Below are 19,160 nucleotides of genomic sequence, written 5' to 3' on the forward strand. Positions count from 1 at the left end.
GATATGTTAGCATGTGCAGCCATCGAATGGATATTGAAAAAGTACCTGGTAAGGCTCTGTAATGAATCGACAATCATGGCTGCTCAATCTCAGCCTGTTAAAGACCCACCCTGCATTTCGTGCCGTCTTCCTCGCCCGTTTTATTTCCATTGTCTCTCTGGGGCTACTCGGTGTGGCGGTTCCGGTACAGATCCAGATGATGACGCAGTCGACCTGGCAGGTTGGTTTGTCGGTGACGTTGACTGGTAGCGCGATGTTTATTGGCCTGATGGTGGGCGGCGTGCTGGCCGATCGCTATGAACGTAAAAAAGTGATCCTGTTGGCGCGTGGAACCTGCGGAATCGGCTTTATTGGTCTGTGTCTGAATGCGCTACTGCCTGAACCGTCATTACTGGTGATTTATCTGCTTGGCTTGTGGGACGGTTTCTTTGCCTCACTGGGTGTAACCGCTTTGCTGGCAGCAACGCCGGCGCTGGTCGGGCGGGAGAATTTGATGCAGGCCGGGGCGATTACCATGCTGACGGTGCGTCTGGGGTCGGTCATTTCGCCAATGCTTGGCGGGGGGCTGCTCGCAACCGGTGGCGTGGCCTGGAACTACGGGCTGGCGGCGGCGGGGACCTTCATTACATTGCTGCCGTTGCTGAGCCTTCCCGCGTTGCCGCCTCCGCCGCAGCCGCGTGAGCATCCGCTGAAATCGCTGCTGGCAGCATTTCGTTTTCTGCTTGCCAGTCCGCTGATTGGCGGCATTGCGTTGCTCGGCGGTCTGTTGACCATGGCGAGCGCTGTACGCGTGTTGTATCCGGCGCTGGCGATTAACTGGCAAATGTCGAGCGCGCAAATTGGTCTGCTGTATGCGGCTATTCCCCTGGGGGCGGCGGTGGGCGCATTGACCAGCGGGCAACTGGCGCACAGCATTCGCCCGGGACTGATCATGTTGGCATCGACCGTGGCGTCGTTCCTGGCTATCGGGCTGTTTGGGTTGATGCCGGTGTGGGAGCTTGGGGTTGTTTGCCTGGCGCTGTTTGGCTGGCTGAGTGCGGTCAGCTCTTTGTTGCAGTACACCCTGTTACAGACGCAGACGCCGGAAGCGATGCTCGGGCGAATTAACGGTTTGTGGACCGCGCAGAATGTCACTGGTGATGCCATCGGAGCGGCGTTGTTAGGTGGTCTGGGCGCGATAATGACGCCAGTCGCTTCGGCAAGCGTCAGTGGATTTGGCCTTGCGATCGCAGGACTGCTGCTGTTGCTGCTGTTGAATGAGTTACGTCGTTTCCGTCAGACACCGCCTGAACTGGCGTGAGGCTTCAGGCCGGATGCGGCGTAAACCACATCCGGTACGAACCATTAAAACAGTGAGGAGAAGCGTTGCAGCAACAGCGTCGCGCTGTAGTAGTCCAGACGGAAAGTTTCCGTTCCCAGGGCGTAAACACGCTTGTTCTGCACGGCCGGCAGATGTGCCAGCAGCGGATTGGCATAAATGGCGTCGGCATCTTTGTTGTCGCCCGCGAACAGGAATAGCGCTTCGCCATTCAGTCCGGTCGCCAGATTCTCACCGCCGATTTGAATGATATCGTGGCGCTTGCCCTGACTCTGGCTGGTGTGCAGTCCGGCTGGCAGCTGCGCTAACGTGAAACCTAACTGCTCCATTAACTTGCCTTGCGCAGATTCCGGCGTCCACAGGTTGGCGCTGTGCGCGGCGGCGGTGTACACCAGTGCGTTAACCGGCTGTGGCGGTAGGGTAATACGTTGTTTAACCGTCTGCAGTTGCTTATCAAACTCGGCAATACGTGCTGCCGCCTGTTGCTCATGCCCGGTGATGCCGCCTAACTGCGTCAGCAGTGACTGCCAGCTTTTGTCGTCGTAATTAATGATAAGTGTGGGCGCAATGGTGGACAGTTGATCGTACAGTGCGAGGGCAGAATCCCCGCCGGTGGCGCTTATCAGAATCAGATCCGGCATTTGCGCCGCAACGGCTTCAGCGCTCGGTTCACCAATATACAGACGACTCAATTTGCGCTCTTTTGCGACTTCGCTCCACTGACGCAAAAAGCCCTGCGCATCGCCAATGCGATTGTTCGGCGTGGTGGCCCCGCTGGCGATGACCGGAGCATCAATCGCCAGTAGCGAGCCTGTGAGGGTGACGCTGGTGGAGACAATGCGCTGCGGCTTATGCTCCAGCGTATGCGTGCCGCGGCTGTCGGTAACCTGACGCGGCCACTCGGCGGCGTGACCTGAAGAAATTCCTGAAATAGACAAACCTGTCAGCAAGAGCATGGTGCGGCAAAAAGAGGGGAGACTCACGAATCAGCTTCCTGTTATCAGTATGAGTAATGCTTCTCATTTTCATTGTTAGTGAACAAGGATGCAAGCCAAAGTCGCACATTGTGCTACCTCAAGAGTTGACATACTGCCGCTTTACTTTTAGGTTAGCGACCGAAAATATAAATGATAATCATTATTAGAACCTTTATCATTTTTGGAGGATGATATGGATACGTCACTGGCCGAGGAAAAAACGCAGACTATGCCGACGCTCGCTCCCGACAGTTTTTTCTTTATGTCGCCGTACCGTAGTTTTACGACGTCAGGATGCTTCGCCCGCTATGCGGAACCGGCAATTGATGGCGACGCGCCAGACAGCCCTTTCCAACAGAAAATGCGCGCCCTGTTTGCTGATGCCAAATCGCAGGGTATCGCTAACCCTATCATGGTCGGGGCGATCCCTTTTGACACCCGCCAGCCGTCATCGTTGTTTATTCCCCAGTCGTGGCAGACGTTTTCCCGCACGGCGAAGCAGCAGTCATCACGTTATTTTAATGCGCATCAGTCGCTGAACGTCGTGGAACGTAAATCGATCCCAGAACAGGACTTTTTTGAAGACATGGTCGCCCGGGCGGCTGCGCTGACGTCTACCCCGGAAGTTGACAAAGTGGTGTTATCCCGCCTGATCGATATCACTGTAGACGCCAATATAGACAGCGGCGCCCTGCTGGAGCGGCTGGTGGCGCAAAATCCGGCGAGCTACAACTTCCACGTGCCTCTTGAAGACGACGGCGTATTGATTGGCGCCAGTCCGGAACTGCTGTTACGCAAAGAAGACGATCGTTTCAGCTCATTACCTCTGGCCGGTTCCGCGCGCCGTCAGCCGGACGATGTGCTGGACAGGGAGGCGGGTAATCGCCTGCTGGCATCCGAGAAGGATCGCCATGAACACGAACTGGTGACGCAGGCGATGAAAAATGTATTGCGCGATCGTAGCCGTGAACTGCAACTCCCTTCCTCTCCGCAACTGGTTACCACGCCTACGCTGTGGCACCTCGGTACGCCGTTTGAAGGTAAAGCCAACGCGCAGGAAAACGCCCTGACGTTGGCGTGCCTGCTACACCCGACACCTGCGCTGAGCGGCTTCCCGCATCAGGTCGCACGCAAACTTATCGCCGAACTGGAGCCGTTCGATCGTGAACTGTTCGGCGGCATTGTCGGCTGGTGTGATGCCGAAGGTAACGGTGAATGGGTCGTGACGATCCGCTGCGCGAGGCTGCTGCGCAATCAGGTTCGTTTCTTCGCCGGAGCAGGAATTGTGCCAGCCTCTTCCCCGGTTGCGGAATGGCGTGAAACGGGAGCCAAGCTTTCCACCATGTTGAATGTTTTTGGCCTGCATTAAGAGCCTGGTCCATCAGGCTATTTTATTTGCCAGTTTGACCCTGGGCAGTGCTCACAATCCTCACGTACCACAAGTACGCTCCGGTTGCTCCGCGCTGTCCGTGTCCAAACTGGCTGCAACAATATACGCCTTATTGACAGGCTCTAAGGAGTAATCATGAGTATTCCTTTCACCCGTTGGCCGGAAGAATTTGCCCGCCGCTATCGTGAAAAAGGTTACTGGCAGGGTTTGCCGCTGACCGACATTTTGACTCGCCACGCCGATAGTGACCAGACGGCGGTGATTGATGGTGAACGCCATCTGAGCTATCGCCAGTTGAACCAGGCAGCGGATAATCTCGCCAGCAGCCTGCGCCGCCTGGGGATCAAACCCGGCGAAACCGCGCTGGTGCAACTGGGCAATGTGGCTGAACTGTATGTCACCTTTTTTGCCCTGCTCAAGCTGGGAGTGGCGCCTGTTTTTGGGCTGTACAGCCATCAACGCACCGAGCTCAACGCCTACGCGACACAAATTAAACCGGCGCTGCTGATCGCTGACCGCGCGCATACGCTGTTTACCGCAGATGACTTTCTGAACACATTTGTTGCCGAGCACAGCTCGGTGCGCGTGGTTCTGCTGCTCAATGACGAGGGTGAACACAACCTGCAAAACGCGATAAGCCAGTCGGCGACTGATTTTACCGCTACGCCATCGCCTGCAGATGAAGTGGCGTATTTCCAGCTTTCCGGTGGCACTACCGGGACGCCGAAGCTGATCCCGCGTACCCATAACGATTATTACTACAGCGTGCGCCGCAGCAACGAGATTTGCCATTTCACTGGAGAAACGCGCTATCTGTGCGCTATTCCGGCGGCGCATAACTACGCCATGAGTTCACCTGGCGCGCTGGGGGTGTTCCTTGCGGGTGGAACTGTAGTGCTGGCGGCCGATCCAAGCGCCACGCTGTGCTTCCCGTTGATTGAACAGCATCAGGTGAACGTTACGGCGCTGGTGCCGCCAGCCGTGAGCCTGTGGCTGCAGGCGATTGCGGAGTGGGGCAGTAATGCGCAATTGGCATCGCTGAAATTGTTACAGGTTGGCGGAGCGCGCTTGTCCGCGACGCTTGCAGCCCGCATTCCGGCGGAAATAGGCTGCCAGTTGCAGCAGGTCTTCGGTATGGCGGAAGGGCTGGTGAACTACACCCGCCTGGACGACAGTCCTGAGCGCATCATCAATACCCAGGGTCGCCCGATGTGTCCCGATGATGAGGTTTGGGTGGCAGACGCTGACGGTAATCCTTTGCCACAGGGCGAAACCGGACGCCTGATGACGCGTGGCCCGTACACCTTCCGTGGCTATTTCAACAGCCCTGAACACAATGCCAGCGCCTTTGATGCCAACGGGTTTTACTGCTCCGGCGATCTGATCGCTATCGATCGGGATGGCTACATCACCGTGCAGGGGCGCGAAAAAGATCAGATCAACCGTGGCGGGGAGAAGATCGCTGCCGAAGAAATCGAAAACTTGTTACTGCGCCATCCGGCGGTGATTCATGCGGCGCTGGTCAGTGTGGATGACGAGCTGATGGGCGAGAAAAGCTGCGCCTGCCTGGTAGTAAAAGAGCCGCTACGCGCGGTGCAGGTGCGTCGTTTTCTGCGCGAGCAGGGCGTGGCGGAATTCAAATTACCTGACCGTGTGGAATGCGTTGAGTCATTACCGCTGACGCCGGTTGGGAAAGTGGATAAAAAACAATTACGTCAGTGGCTGGCATCACGTTCACTGGCCTGAAGGAGAAAAAGAGATGGCAATTCCTAAACTGCAGGCTTATGCGCTACCCACAGCGCTTGATGTTCCGGTGAACAAAGTGGACTGGGCCTTTGAACCTGAACGCGCCGCGCTGCTGATCCATGACATGCAGGACTATTTTATCGGTTTTTGGGGCGATAACTGCCCGATGATGGAGCAGGTCGTCGCGAACATCGCCGCGCTGCGCCAGTACTGCAAAGCGCATAATATTCCGGTGTATTACACCGCCCAGCCGAAAGAGCAGAGTGATGAGGACCGTGCTTTGCTTAATGATATGTGGGGGCCGGGCCTGACGCGTTCGCCTGAGCAGCAAAAAATCGTTGAAGCGCTGGCACCGGATGCAGCAGATACTATCCTGGTGAAATGGCGTTACAGCGCATTTCATCGCTCTCCGTTAGAACAGATGCTTAAGGAAACCGGGCGTAATCAACTGATTATTACCGGCGTGTATGCGCATATTGGCTGTATGACCACTGCAACAGACGCCTTCATGCGTGATATCAAACCGTTTATGGTTGCCGATGCGTTGGCGGACTTTAGCCGTGACGAACATCTGATGTCGCTGAAATATGTGGCGGGACGTTCCGGGCGTGTGGTGATGACGCAGGAATTATTGCCGATGCCTGTCCCGGCCAGTAAAGAGGCGTTGCGCCGCGTTATTCTGCCGCTGCTGGATGAATCAGAAGAGCCGATGGATGATGAAAACCTGATCGACTATGGACTGGATTCGGTTCGCATGATGGCGCTGGCCGCCCGCTGGCGTAAAGTGCATGGCGACATTGATTTCGTCATGCTGGCGAAAAAACCGACCATTGACGCCTGGTGGACGCTGCTCTCCCGCGAGGTGAAGTAATGGCCGGATTTGACTTCACAGGGAAAACCGTCTGGGTAACCGGCGCGGGAAAAGGAATCGGCTACACCACGGCGCTGGCGTTTATTGACGCCGGGGCACAGGTTACGGGCTTTGACCGCGAGTTCGCGCTGGCAGAGTATCCCTTTGCCACCGAGGTGATGGACGTGGCGAACGCGCAGCAGGTGGCGCAGGTATGCGGGCGTTTGCTCGCGAATACCGAATGTCTCGACATACTGGTGAATGCCGCAGGGATCCTGCGTATGGGACCAACCGACGAGCTTAGCGTTGAGGACTGGCAGCAAACCTTCGCCGTCAACGTGGGCGGGGCGTTCAATCTGTTTCAGCAGACGATGGCGCAGTTTCGTCGCCAGCAGGGTGGGGCGATCGTCACCGTTGCATCGGATGCGGCGCACACGCCGCGTATCGGCATGAGTGCTTATGGGGCGTCAAAAGCCGCGCTGAAAAGCCTGGCGTTAACCGTCGGACTTGAACTGGCGGGTAGCGGTGTGCGCTGTAATGTGGTTTCGCCTGGCTCGACCGATACCGATATGCAGCGTACGTTGTGGGTCAGCGATGACGCGGAACAGCAGCGTATTCGTGGATTTGGCGAGCAGTATAAGCTCGGCATTCCGTTGGGGAAAATCGCCCAGCCGCAGGAGATCGCCCACACGATTTTATTTCTTGCCTCCGATTTAGCCAGCCACATTACGTTGCAGGATATCGTGGTAGACGGCGGCTCTACGCTGGGAGCATGACGATGATCTGGAAACGTCATTTAACGCTGGATGAACTCAATGCCACCAGTCAGAACACCATGGTGGCGCACCTGGGCATGGTCTATACCCGACTGAGTGATGATGTGCTGGAAGCCGAAATGCCGGTGGATGAGCGTACGCATCAGCCGTTTGGTTTGCTGCACGGCGGAGCGTCTGCGGCTCTGGCAGAAACGTTGGGTTCGATGGCGGGTTATCTGATGACTCGCGACGGGCAGTGTGTGGTGGGGACGGAACTCAACGCCACGCACCATCGGGCGGTTTCGCAGGGTAAAGTGCGCGGTGTCTGCCAACCTTTGCACCTCGGGCGTCAGAATCAGAGCTGGGAAATCGTCATCTTTGATGAGCAGGGACGACGCTGTTGCACCTGCCGTTTAGGTACTGCGGTGATGGGGTGAAGTGACCCTGAAAAGTAAAATGAAATTGCAGCGTTAACAGGTAAATGAAGTGATCTAGTTAACAATGCAATGTAAATACTCAGTGATACTTCGGGTTTGTATGGTTGTCAGGTTGTTAAATTCAGAAAAGATGTTATAGAAACAAAATGTAACATCTCTCTGGAGCGGACAACGGATAACAACTATGAACAAATCAGGGAAGTACCTCGTCTGGACAGTGCTCTCCGTAATGGGAGCATTTGCCCTCGGCTATATCGCATTAAACCGCGGTGAACAGATCAACGCGTTGTGGATAGTCGTGGCGTCGGTCTGTGTCTACCTTATCGCTTATCGTTTCTACGGCCTGTACATCGCTAAAAATGTATTGGCGCTGGACCCGACGCGTATGACGCCAGCCGTGCGTCATAACGATGGTCTGGACTATGTTCCCACCGATAAAAAAGTGCTGTTTGGTCACCATTTTGCGGCGATTGCCGGAGCGGGGCCATTAGTTGGACCTGTACTGGCGGCGCAAATGGGCTATCTGCCAGGTATGATCTGGTTGCTGGCCGGGGTGGTGCTGGCGGGTGCGGTGCAGGACTTCATGGTACTGTTTGTATCTACCCGTCGCGATGGTCGTTCCCTTGGCGAACTGGTTAAAGAAGAGATGGGCCCAACGGCAGGCGTTATTGCGCTGGTGGCCTGTTTTATGATCATGGTGATTATCCTGGCGGTACTGGCGATGATCGTCGTGAAAGCGCTGACCCACAGTCCGTGGGGAACCTATACCGTGGCGTTCACAATCCCGCTGGCGATTTTTATGGGGATTTACCTGCGTTATCTGCGCCCAGGTCGCATTGGTGAAGTGTCGGTCATCGGTCTGGTCTTCCTGGTATTCGCCATTATTTCCGGCGGCTGGGTGGCGGAAAGTCCCACCTGGGCTCCTTATTTTGACTTTACCGGCGTACAGCTGACATGGATGCTGGTGGGATACGGTTTTGTCGCTGCCGTGCTGCCGGTATGGCTGCTGCTGGCACCGCGTGATTATCTTTCTACCTTCCTGAAAATTGGCACCATTGTTGGTCTGGCGGTAGGGATCCTGATCATGCGCCCGACACTGACCATGCCTGCGTTGACCAAGTTTGTTGACGGTACAGGCCCGGTCTGGAGTGGTAACTTGTTCCCGTTCCTGTTTATTACCATCGCCTGCGGTGCAGTCTCGGGTTTCCACGCGCTGATTGCCTCCGGCACCACGCCGAAGATGCTGGCGAATGAAGGTCAGGCCTGCTTTATCGGTTACGGCGGGATGCTGATGGAATCCTTTGTCGCCATTATGGCGCTGGTGGCGGCCTGCGTTATCGATCCAGGTGTTTACTTTGCGATGAACAGCCCGATGGCGGTACTGGCACCTGCCGGAACCACCGATGTGGTTGCGTCAGCGGCACAAGTCGTGAGCAGTTGGGGCTTTGTTATCACGCCTGATACGCTGCATCAGATTGCGAACGATGTCGGCGAACAATCCATTATCTCCCGCGCAGGCGGTGCGCCGACGCTGGCGGTGGGCATGGCGTATATTCTGCACGGTGCGCTGGGTGGCATGATGGATGTGGCGTTCTGGTATCACTTCGCCATTTTGTTTGAAGCCCTGTTTATTCTGACGGCAGTCGACGCCGGTACGCGCGCCGCGCGCTTTATGTTGCAGGATCTGCTGGGCGTGATGTCACCGGGTCTGAAACGTACCGATTCGCTGCCAGCGAACCTGTTGGCGACAGCGCTGTGCGTGCTGGCCTGGGGTTATTTCTTGCACCAGGGCGTGGTGGATCCACTGGGCGGTATTAATACCCTGTGGCCACTGTTTGGTATCGCCAACCAGATGCTGGCCGGTATGGCGCTGATGCTTTGTGCAGTGGTACTGTTCAAGATGAAACGTCAACGCTACGCATGGGTGGCGCTGGTGCCAACCGCCTGGCTGCTGATTTGTACCCTGACTGCTGGCTGGCAGAAAGCGTTTAGCCCGGATGCGAAAATCGGCTTCCTGGCTATCGCCAACAAGTTCCAGGCTATGATCGACAGCGGAAACATTCCGGCACAGTACACCCAGTCACAGCTGACGCAGCTGGTGTTTAACAACCGTCTGGATGCGGGGCTTACCATTTTCTTCATGGTGGTCGTGGTGGTGCTGGGTCTGTTCTCTATCAAAACTGCACTGGCAGCGTTGAAAGAAGATAAACCTACGTCGAAAGAAACGCCATACGAACCGATGCCTGAGAATGTCGAAGAGATCGTGGCGCAGGCGAAAGGCGCGCACTAATATTCTCTTAACCAATTAGCCCTCTCCTGAACGGGGAGGGCGTTTGTACGACAGGTAACCACTATGTTTGAAACGCTCTCTAAAGCCGGAAAGTATTTAGGCCAAACCGCCCGGTTAATGATCGGTGTACCGGATTACGACAACTATGTTGAACATATGCGAGTCACGCACCCGGATCAGACGCCGATGACCTACGAAGAATTTTTCCGCGAGCGCCAGGATGCGCGTTATGGGGGCAAAGGCGGCGCGCGCTGTTGTTAATGATCTTCATAATTCAAGCTGCAGGTATGTGGGCTTTGTTACTCGGCCCATCCCTGGGCTTCGCCCCTACAGGGCCGCTGCAAGCAGTGTGCAAATCTGCTCCCGGCAGATTTTTCGCTCACCCTGTAAACGATTCTACCTTTTCGAACGCCGTGCGCAGGGTATCCGGGGTTAACGTCACCGCTAGCGCGTGAATGGATTCTACCGGGCGCAGAGTGTGGGCAATCACCTTATCAATCTCGGCCTGATTCTTGATATCCACATCTAATTGAGCCAGCCGCGTTGGCAGGTTGAAGCGCTGATAAGCGGCTATCAATTGCGCCAGTGCATCATCTTGTTCCAGCAGCGCGCTCTGCACCAGTATGCCGTACGCCACTTTGGTGCCGTGTAAAAACCTCTCCGTTTGCGGAAGGACGGTCAGGCCATTGTGTACCGAATGTGCTGCCGCCACCCGGGTGTAACGTTCGCCCAGACCGCCAACCATGCCGCCTCCGGCAATAATGGCATCAACCACATCGCAAAATGTGCGGCTTAACTTGCCTTGTTGTTTATCGGCTAGCGCCTGCTCGCTGCTTTCCAGCAGGACATCGCGGATCGTCTGTGCGGCATGGATACCCAGGCGTACGGTCAACGGCAAAGTTTCCGGCTGAGGCGCGAGAACGACAGCTTCATACCACTTCGCCAGCGTATCGCCGATCCCCGCCAGTAAATACTCCTCTGGGGCGTTGAGTATGATTTCCGGCTCTACCAGTACGAGAAAATTAGCATCATCGAAAATGTCAAAATGTAGCGCCTGGCCAGCATCGTTGTACCAGACAGAGAGCGGTGTCCAGGCCGCGCAGGTGGCGGCAATGGTCGGGATCGCCACGAAAGGCAAACCGAGACGACGAGCCAGCGCTTTGGCGGTGTCGAGCAAGGTTCCGCCGCCCACGCCAATCACCACGCTGCGATCCTCTCCTGACAGTTTTTGCAGTTCAGTTACATCGGTTTCGCTGCAGTGTCCTGTGAACAACAGGCGCTTAGCTTCGGCAAGATGAAATGCATCTGGCAGATAAGGGCGGGCCGCATCAATGGCGCGCTCACCATAAACCCAGACAGCGTGTGAGAGTTGATCGGCAGTGAAAAAATCGTTGAGTCTTGACAGGCTGCCGGTATGGGAAAAATAGTTGGCCGGGCCGGTGACGACGCGAATCTCGGTATTACTCATGTTGTGTTTGTCCTTTTGGCTGTCCTGTCCTGGCAGGTTATTTTTATATAGACGTCTGAACGTCTTGATTGCCAAATGCTAGCATCGTGCTATAGTGGCTTCAACCACAACATCACACGCTGGGATAACAATAATGAGTAATAACCCGCTGATTCCGCAAAGCAAACTACCTAATCTGGGCACCACTATTTTCACGCAAATGAGCGCGCTGGCGCAGCAGCATCAGGCCATTAACCTCTCGCAGGGATTTCCTGATTTTGACGGTCCACTTTTTTTGCAGGAACGTCTGGCGTATCACGTCGCGTATGGTGCAAACCAGTATGCGCCGATGACGGGTGTGCAGCCGCTGCGCGAAGCTATTGCGGATAAAACCACGCAGTTATACGGCTTTAGTCCCGACGCAAATAGTGAAGTGACCGTCACCGCAGGGGCAACGGAAGCATTGTACGCCGCAATTACGGCGCTGGTGCGTCAGGGTGATGAGGTGATTTGTTTTGACCCAAGTTACGATAGCTATGCGCCTGCGGTCGAATTATCCGGCGGGGTGGTGAAACGTATCGCGCTGCAACCGCCGTCTTTTCGCGTCGACTGGCGGGCGTTTAGCGCTTTGCTCAGCGAACGTACCCGGCTGGTGATCCTTAACACACCGCATAACCCTTCTGCCACCGTGTGGCATCACGCCGATTTTGATGCGCTGTGGCAGGCGATTAAAGAACGCGAGATCTTTGTCATCAGTGATGAAGTTTATGAACATATCTGCTTCGCTGAACAGGGTCATGCCAGCGTGCTGGCGCATCCCCAGCTACGTGAACGCGCTGTTGCCGTTTCATCATTTGGTAAGACTTATCATATGACCGGCTGGAAAGTTGGCTACTGCGTCGCGCCTGCCGCCATTAGCGCAGAATTGCGCAAGGTTCACCAGTATCTGACGTTTTCTGTCAATACGCCGGCGCAGCTGGCGCTGGCGGATATGCTGCGCGAAGATCCAGCGCACTATCATGAGCTGCCAGCATTTTATCAGCAAAAACGCGACATATTGGTGAATGCCTTGCGTGATAGCCGCCTGGAAATACTCCCGTGTGAAGGCACGTATTTTCTGTTGGTCGATTACAGTGCTGTCTCTACGCTTAACGACGTTGAGTTTTGCCAGTGGCTAACGACTGAGGTGGGCGTTGCGGCGATCCCGTTGTCGGTTTTTTGCGCCGATCCTTTTCCGCATAAGTTGATTCGCCTCTGTTTTGCCAAGCAAGAATCGACGCTACTAGCGGCAGCCGAACGTTTGGTTTCGCTATAGCTATTTCACCGTCCAGGCTTTAGAGAATCGACGGTCGGCAAACAACTCTTGCAGGCCGTTGATTTGTTTTAGACGTAAAACCTCATCGTCGTCCATACCTAGCTCTTTACTTATTTTCTCTTCACTCCACCCCAGCTGTGATAATTCACGAACGATTTCCGACATAGCGTGAATTTGATGCCGCCCGCGAGCACGGTTATGGCGAATGGTCGCTGCCATACGTTCGTGGCGTTCGCGTTGTAAACAGGTGACGGGCAGATAGCCATGCAGGCGTGATCTCAGCAATAGCTTGCTTTTACCTAACTCATGACGGTGAAATCCATCGACGATTTCATAGTCTTCCGCCGTTGACTGGACCACCACAATAGGTTGAGTGAATCCGTCGGCTTCGATGGATCTCAGCAGCAACTTTTTCTCCGGCGGGGCAACGTTATTGGGATTGTAATCGTTGGGCGAGATATGATCATTTTTAACCCATAACACACAATCGACAGGCTCATCGCGAAAGGGGCTGACGCTGTGTATCGCCATTCTGAATTGATTGATCGCTTCAATTCGCTCTTCTTCTGACAGGCCAGAAAGAAAACCAGTGAGTTCCTGAGTTAATCGTTGCTGCATAAAATCCCCCATTCCTGGCGTTTTGTTTTCATACGTTCGTTATAACGTTGGTAGTTTTTAGGTTTTGTTGGGCTAAAAGAAAGTGCCCGGCACCAGTAGTCATTATTCAGCAAGACTTTGCAGATACGCCGCCACGATGGAATATCCTTTGAACCAATATCTTTTTCCTGAATTTGCGGGATATTGTCCATGCCCTTTTTCTTATACCACTGTAAATAAACGGCGATTTTATTGCGGTAATGTTCTGCAGTCGTCTCTGGCATGCTGTTCAATAGCAGCATGGCATATTCCTGCCAGCTTAAATGCTCTGGTTTGAGTATTTTCCGGTGACCGTAAAAATGATTATCATGTCCAGCGTAAATTCCCCCGCTTTTGACGCCGCTAACACGGGCGCACATGGCTGCCCAGCGCTCGGGTTCAATGACATGATATAGCCATAATCCCTGGCGCTGTTCCGGGCCAAAGGGCTCACAAATGCGCATGTAGCGCGTTGGGACACCAGCCTGATACATCAGGTTGTATAGGGGATTGCTCGGCATTCTGGTTTTTGCAAACCAGGTCCATATATCGGCGGTTTTCCAGTCATAAAGCGGATAAATATACCAGGTGTGCCCGCCGGGGGCGCTGGTAGTCCAGGGTTTATCATCGGCAAAACGTTGCTTATGAGAATTGGCGATAGCGACGAAACGATTGTATGACTCATCGGCGCGGATGCCCACCATCATGGCGGCTGGTCGTTTCTCTGAAAACCAGTCAGCAAATTCACGAACAAATTGTTCAAATGTCATGCCGGGTTGATAGAAAGAGAAGAACTCAGGGTCGGTTATAGCATCCGCAGGTGGTTGACGAACCCACGGTGTATCAGGTTCCCAGCACTGCCATTCGGGTTGAAATTGTGAGAGTGAATTTTGGGTGGTGAGCGGTAAGGCCACCCAATAAAATCGTTCAATGACATCGGCATAACGTTCACGTAGAGCTACTACATAGTCGATAGTGCAGGAAAATTGTGCTTCCCAGTCGATAAACAGGACGTTAATTTTTTTTCCTAACTGACGAGCGAGCGTGGCTGTCAGGTGTAGCATTAGCCCTGAATCTTTTCCTCCAGAGAATGAGACGCACACGCGTGGCAGAGTTTCTAGTGTCCAGGTTATGCGTTCCTGAGCGGCCTCCAGAACATTTTGTACCAGAGGAATTTTATAAACAGACATATCAAGTCCATATCGGCATCTTATTATTTACAGACATAATAAATGCTTGTAATTGGATATGCCAGTTTATGTGTTATGCAATTTACGCTGCATTCTTTATTTGTATGGTTCGACAGAGATTATTCTCTGGATGAATTAAATTTATTGATTGAATATATCACTTGCTGCTTTAAATAATATTCTGGCTGATTCTTGCTATGTATTCAGCGAAAGCATTATTGTTGAGTGAGGCTCTGTTGTACATTAAATAAAGTGTAATGGATGGTAATGTAAAATCAATATTGATCTCTTTTAAATCTAAAGAAGTACGATAGTATTCGTATATAGCCCGAGGAATAACGCCGATTATGTCCGTGCTGGCAATGATATTGGTGATTGAGATCGTCGAATCGCTGCTGAAACCAATGTTACGATTGATTAAAGCATTATCTATTTGTGACTGGAAGTTTTTAATACCTTCATTTTCAGTAAGAAAAAATGTAAACTGCTCTTGTATAATGTCATCAATCGTACTTGACTCATTGATTCTTGAGTGATTTTTTCTGCAAGCCAGGACATGCTCGAGTGTTGTGAATGGCGTACAGATAATGGAGCGGTTATTGATTGACTCTGTCGTAATGACCAGGTCAGCCTTGCGGTATACCAATATGTTCTCCGCCGTTTCTGAGGAGATTAATATATCGTGATGCTCAATTTCGATATCTGACTCATCTCTGAGAGAATGAATTAACTCGTTGATAATCAGTCTGGTTGCAAATTGCGGGCTGTAAATAACAAATTTTTTGCTCAGACTGGAACTGTGCATTATGTTTATTGTTTGTTCCAGATTGTTGAGGTTTTTCTCAAGATGATGATGAAGATTAATGCCTGTCACCGTCGGGGTAATACCCTTACCGGAACGAATAAACAGTGGATCATTAAATTGCGTACGCAGTCGCTGCAACGACTGACTAACAGCAGAAGGTGTAATATACAGCGTTTCAGCAGCCTTACTGATGCTCAAATGTTGATAAATACACTCAAATATAACCAGTAGATTGAGATCGAATTTTTTAAGGTCGTAGAGATTAGCCATATATGCCTTCCAATAATAGTTATGTTGAGAAAAATAAAGATTTTGAATATTTTAAATGGTAGTTATTCTGGTAGTTTATGTTTCTGTGCTTAATGAATCATTAACTTTAACTAAAATAGCACAATCTGCGTAATTTTCACGAGGGGAATTTGAATTGTGCTGAGTGATTGAAATGAGAACGATAACAATCACTCATTCTATTACCTTTATTTATTTCCCATGATAATGTTTAATTTATCCTTATCGGGCAACCCGACCTCCTGTTGTAACGTATTGTCCTTGCTCATGTAATAGATAGCCGGCGTTACGTTAGCCCCCAGGTCATCCATCAACTTTTGATTGATATTCAATACTTTCATCTGTTCTGGGGGGACGGCGGTCGGGATTTCCAACTTTATTTTCCCACCAGATGCCTCATAGTCATGCCAGGTTTTGGCCGGATCTTTTGCGGCCAGAATCGCAGCGGCGGTAGCCGGACTTTCGGGTTTAATTACGCCAACCAGCAATGTGCGCAACTGAACTTTTCCGGAATCCACCCACGGGCGCGCCTGCTGCCAGAATTGTTTACAATAAGGACAGAAAGGATCGGCAAACACGTAGACAATGACTGGTGCCTCTTTTTTCCCGTCCAGGATCCAGGATGCCTTTTCCATCCGTTGCCACATCTCGCGACCTGCAGGGGCATAAACCTCTTTTTCGATTAGCGCATTGCTGAGGTTTTCTCCTTTTTCGTTATACATGTAGCCCGAGATGGCATGTTTACCGTCAGGCGTGACGTAGATAGTAACGCCCATATCCTGGTATTTTCCCAGATAGCCTTTCATTCCTCCCGGCGCGTCGAAGGGTTTCAGGATAGTAATGCCCTGTTTCTCAATCGCTTTAACAGGAGCAGGCAGTTCTTCGGCATACACCACTGCAGGGAGCAGGCTTAAAAGTAAGGTGCGTTTAAACATTGATTTTCCTTATAAAATAAGAAGGACAGGGGACTCTGTTGTAAAACCTATCGCAGCCATAGGTAAGATCGACCGTCCATCGATTGCCCTTTCTTTAGTTGGGTGATGTAATCCCAATCGCTGTTACGACCTTTGTTAAGGTAATGTAGAGCGCAACACATAGCCAGTCCTGCTGGCACTGATGTTACCTGCGGGTAGCTCGGGTAATGGGGCTCCCTGCAAAGGGGGCCTTTTTTACTTTTATCGTTAAGTTCACAACATGTGTTTGAGTGGGTTGTTAGTTATCGCTTATTGATTTGATAAAGGAAACGCATTAGCCCTGCGAAGAGATTTTCGTTAACTTATCTCTCAACGAAAACACGGAGGAAGTACAGATGTCTTTGATTAATACTAAAATTAAACCTTTCAAAAACCAGGCGTTCAAAAACGGTGAGTTCATCGAAGTAACCGAGAAAGATACCGAAGGTCGCTGGAGCGTCTTCTTCTTCTACCCGGCTGACTTTACTTTCGTATGCCCGACCGAATTGGGTGACGTTGCAGACCATTATGAAGAACTGCAGAAACTGGGCGTAGATGTCTATTCCGTCTCTACTGACACCCACTTCACTCACAAGGCATGGCACAGCAGCTCTGACACTATCGCGAAAATCAAATACGCGATGATCGGTGACCCGACTGGCGCCCTGACCCGTAACTTCGACAACATGCGTGAAGATGAAGGTCTGGCTGATCGCGCAACTTTCGTTGTTGACCCGCAGGGTATCATCCAGGCAATCGAAGTTACCGCTGAAGGTATCGGCCGTGATGCATCTGACCTGCTGCGCAAAATTAAAGCTGCTCAGTACGTCGCTTCTCACCCAGGTGAAGTTTGCCCGGCGAAATGGAAAGAAGGTGAAGCGACCTTAGCGCCATCTTTAGATCTGGTCGGCAAGATCTAAGCCAGTTTTGCCTTGCGGTGATGCGCTTGCACAGGCCTATGAAACCGTAGGCCGGTAAACGAAGTGCCACCCGGCAATCAATGGGCGCAGACGCGCCCATTTCATTCCAGCACCATGACGCAAGTTGCATTAATGCAGTCCAGCGAAGTCGGCTTGCATGATGATGTTTTCAGAGAGGGAAGAAGAATGCTCGACACAAATATGAAAACCCAGCTCAGGGCTTACCTTGAGAAACTGACCAAACCTGTTGAGTTGATTGCTACGCTGGATGACAGCGCTAAATCGGCAGAAATCAAGGAACTGCTGACTGAAATTGCTGAATTGTCAGAAAAAGTCACCTTCAAAGAAGACAATACTCTGGCGGTACGTAAGCCATCGTTTCTGATTACTAACCCCGGTTCTCATCAGGGACCACGCTTTGCCGGTTCTCCTCTGGGTCATGAATTTACCTCTCTGGTGCTGGCGCTGCTGTGGACCGGCGGTCATCCGTCAAAAGAAGCGCAGGCGTTGCTGGAGCAAATCCGCGATCTCGACGGTGATTTTGAGTTTGAAACCTATTATTCGCTTTCCTGCCATAACTGTCCGGACGTAGTGCAAGCGCTGAACCTGATGTCTGTACTCAACCCCCGTATCAAGCATACGGCGATTGACGGCGGGACATTCCAGAACGAAATCACCGAGCGCAACGTGATGGGCGTTCCAGCGGTCTATATGAACGGCAAAGAGTTCGGTCAGGGTCGTATGACGCTGACTGAGATCGTGGCGAAAGTGGATACCGGTGCAGAAAAACGTGCAGCCGAAGAGCTGAACAAGCGCGATGCCTATGATGTGCTGATTGTCGGTTCTGGTCCTGCGGGCGCGGCAGCGGCGGTGTACTCTGCACGTAAAGGTATTCGCACCGGACTGATGGGCGAACGCTTTGGTGGTCAGGTTCTTGATACCGTTGATATTGAAAACTATATCTCGGTGCCCAAAACTGAAGGTCAGAAACTGGCCGGCGCGCTGAAAGCACACGTTGATGATTATGATGTTGATGTGATCGACAGCCAGAGCGCGAGCAAACTGGTCCCGGCGGCGCAGGAAGGCGGTCTACATCAGATCGAAACGGCATCCGGTGCAGTGCTGAAAGCTCGCAGTATTATCATTGCTACTGGTGCGAAATGGCGCAACATGAACGTGCCGGGCGAAGATCAGTATCGCACCAAGGGCGTAACCTACTGCCCACACTGCGATGGCCCGCTGTTTAAAGGCAAGCGCGTCGCAGTGATTGGCGGCGGTAACTCTGGTGTTGAGGCCGCAATCGACCTCGCTGGTATTGTTGAACATGTCACGCTGCTGGAGTTTGCTCCAGAAATGAAGGCCGATCAGGTGCTGCAGAATAAACTTCGCAGTCTGAAAAACGTCGATATCATTCTCAACGCGCAAACGACAGAAGTGAAAGGCGATGGCAGCAAAGTCACTGGTCTGGCGTATCGTGATCGCGTAAGCGGCGATGTTCACAGCGTAGAACTGGCTGGTATTTTTGTACAGATTGGTCTGTTGCCAAATACCAACTGGCTGGAAGGTGCCGTTGAGCGTAATCGCATGGGTGAAATCATCATTGATGCCAAGTGCGAAACGAGCGTTAAGGGCGTTTTTGCTGCCGGTGATTGCACCACCGTACCGTATAAGCAGATTATCATTGCGACCGGCGAAGGTGCCAAGGCATCATTGAGTTCGTTTGATTATCTGATTCGCACGACAGTAGCATAAAAAAGTAAGACACACCTGCAATACCAAAACCGCCAGTTTTCCTCTGGCGGTTTTTTTTATTTCCGCCGCTCACAAATTTTCAATTCCTGAA

Annotated in this window: 17 protein-coding genes; 11 read left to right on the forward strand and 6 right to left on the reverse strand. The window is 52.4% G+C overall.

The window, feature by feature from the left end:
- Positions 1 to 61 precede the first annotated feature (61 nt).
- Positions 62 to 1,300 carry an enterobactin transporter EntS gene (entS, locus tag On2M_RS10650; protein WP_210904808.1) on the forward strand — a complete coding sequence of 413 codons (1,239 nt, stop codon included), beginning with the start codon at positions 62 to 64 and terminating at the stop codon, positions 1,298 to 1,300.
- A 44-nt stretch (positions 1,301 to 1,344) separates the two neighbouring features.
- Here the strand turns inward: entS and fepB are convergent, their stop codons facing one another.
- Complete coding sequence (gene fepB, locus On2M_RS10655) at positions 1,345 to 2,274, reverse strand: Fe2+-enterobactin ABC transporter substrate-binding protein (RefSeq protein WP_151225084.1); 930 nt, start codon at positions 2,272 to 2,274, stop codon at positions 1,345 to 1,347.
- 214 nt (positions 2,275 to 2,488) lie between these two features.
- Here fepB and entC point away from each other — a divergent pair, with 214 nt between their 5' ends.
- The 7 genes from entC (at position 2,489) to On2M_RS10690 (ending at position 10,024) form a co-directional block, all read left to right on the forward strand.
- Positions 2,489 to 3,664: an isochorismate synthase EntC gene (gene entC / locus On2M_RS10660; RefSeq protein WP_187259413.1), complete on the forward strand. Its 1,176-nt coding sequence runs from the start codon at positions 2,489 to 2,491 to the stop codon at positions 3,662 to 3,664.
- A 156-nt stretch (positions 3,665 to 3,820) separates the two neighbouring features.
- Positions 3,821 to 5,431 carry a (2,3-dihydroxybenzoyl)adenylate synthase gene (entE, locus tag On2M_RS10665; protein ID WP_210904809.1) on the forward strand — a complete coding sequence of 537 codons (1,611 nt, stop codon included), beginning with the start codon at positions 3,821 to 3,823 and terminating at the stop codon, positions 5,429 to 5,431.
- A 13-nt stretch (positions 5,432 to 5,444) separates the two neighbouring features.
- Positions 5,445 to 6,302: an isochorismatase gene (locus On2M_RS10670; RefSeq protein ID WP_210904810.1), complete on the forward strand. Its 858-nt coding sequence runs from the start codon at positions 5,445 to 5,447 to the stop codon at positions 6,300 to 6,302.
- Positions 6,302 to 7,057 (forward strand): 2,3-dihydro-2,3-dihydroxybenzoate dehydrogenase EntA, encoded by a 756-nt coding sequence (entA, locus tag On2M_RS10675; RefSeq protein WP_151224910.1) that lies wholly within the window; start codon positions 6,302 to 6,304, stop codon positions 7,055 to 7,057. The genes On2M_RS10670 and entA overlap by 1 nt, the downstream gene beginning before the upstream one ends.
- Before the next feature lie 2 nt (positions 7,058 to 7,059).
- Positions 7,060 to 7,473 carry a proofreading thioesterase EntH gene (entH, locus tag On2M_RS10680; RefSeq protein WP_151224911.1) on the forward strand — a complete coding sequence of 138 codons (414 nt, stop codon included), beginning with the start codon at positions 7,060 to 7,062 and terminating at the stop codon, positions 7,471 to 7,473.
- Positions 7,474 to 7,657: 184 nt separating this feature from the next.
- Positions 7,658 to 9,763, forward strand: coding sequence for a pyruvate/proton symporter CstA (gene cstA, locus On2M_RS10685; protein WP_187252835.1), 2,106 nt, complete (start codon positions 7,658 to 7,660; stop codon positions 9,761 to 9,763).
- A gap of 63 nt (positions 9,764 to 9,826) precedes the next feature.
- The gene (locus On2M_RS10690; RefSeq protein WP_151218731.1) at positions 9,827 to 10,024 is read left to right on the forward strand and encodes a YbdD/YjiX family protein; all 198 of its coding nucleotides are present in this window, start codon (positions 9,827 to 9,829) and stop codon (positions 10,022 to 10,024) included.
- A gap of 118 nt (positions 10,025 to 10,142) precedes the next feature.
- Here On2M_RS10690 and On2M_RS10695 read toward each other — a convergent pair whose 3' ends face one another.
- The gene (locus tag On2M_RS10695; protein ID WP_210904811.1) at positions 10,143 to 11,231 is read right to left on the reverse strand and encodes an oxidoreductase; all 1,089 of its coding nucleotides are present in this window, start codon (positions 11,229 to 11,231) and stop codon (positions 10,143 to 10,145) included.
- 133 nt (positions 11,232 to 11,364) lie between these two features.
- Between On2M_RS10695 and On2M_RS10700 the strand changes: the two genes are divergently transcribed.
- The gene (locus tag On2M_RS10700) at positions 11,365 to 12,525 is read left to right on the forward strand and encodes a pyridoxal phosphate-dependent aminotransferase (RefSeq protein WP_210904812.1); all 1,161 of its coding nucleotides are present in this window, start codon (positions 11,365 to 11,367) and stop codon (positions 12,523 to 12,525) included.
- On the opposite strand, the gene On2M_RS10705 is transcribed toward On2M_RS10700, so the two are convergent.
- The 4 genes from On2M_RS10705 to dsbG all read right to left on the reverse strand — a co-directional run bounded on the left by On2M_RS10705 (position 12,526) and on the right by dsbG (position 16,379).
- A complete protein-coding gene (locus On2M_RS10705) occupies positions 12,526 to 13,143 on the reverse strand; it encodes a ParB/RepB/Spo0J family partition protein (RefSeq protein ID WP_210904813.1) in 618 nt (205 codons plus the stop codon).
- Positions 13,128 to 14,351, reverse strand: a complete 1,224-nt coding sequence (locus On2M_RS10710; protein WP_187252832.1) for a phosphoadenosine phosphosulfate reductase — start codon at positions 14,349 to 14,351, stop codon at positions 13,128 to 13,130. The genes On2M_RS10705 and On2M_RS10710 overlap by 16 nt, the downstream gene beginning before the upstream one ends.
- A gap of 169 nt (positions 14,352 to 14,520) precedes the next feature.
- Positions 14,521 to 15,426 carry a LysR family transcriptional regulator gene (locus On2M_RS10715; protein ID WP_210904814.1) on the reverse strand — a complete coding sequence of 302 codons (906 nt, stop codon included), beginning with the start codon at positions 15,424 to 15,426 and terminating at the stop codon, positions 14,521 to 14,523.
- Between the two features lie 206 nt (positions 15,427 to 15,632).
- Positions 15,633 to 16,379 carry a thiol:disulfide interchange protein DsbG gene (gene dsbG, locus On2M_RS10720; RefSeq protein ID WP_151218735.1) on the reverse strand — a complete coding sequence of 249 codons (747 nt, stop codon included), beginning with the start codon at positions 16,377 to 16,379 and terminating at the stop codon, positions 15,633 to 15,635.
- 374 nt (positions 16,380 to 16,753) lie between these two features.
- On the opposite strand from dsbG, the gene ahpC reads away from it, so the two are divergent.
- Positions 16,754 to 17,317 (forward strand): alkyl hydroperoxide reductase subunit C, encoded by a 564-nt coding sequence (gene ahpC / locus On2M_RS10725; protein WP_004859485.1) that lies wholly within the window; start codon positions 16,754 to 16,756, stop codon positions 17,315 to 17,317.
- A 186-nt stretch (positions 17,318 to 17,503) separates the two neighbouring features.
- The gene (gene ahpF, locus On2M_RS10730) at positions 17,504 to 19,069 is read left to right on the forward strand and encodes an alkyl hydroperoxide reductase subunit F (RefSeq protein ID WP_151224914.1); all 1,566 of its coding nucleotides are present in this window, start codon (positions 17,504 to 17,506) and stop codon (positions 19,067 to 19,069) included.
- The last annotated feature ends 91 nt before the right edge of the window (positions 19,070 to 19,160 follow it).

It is taken from the genome of Citrobacter sp. On2M (assembly GCF_018035235.1).
GTDB lineage: Bacteria > Pseudomonadota > Gammaproteobacteria > Enterobacterales > Enterobacteriaceae > Citrobacter > Citrobacter meridianamericanus.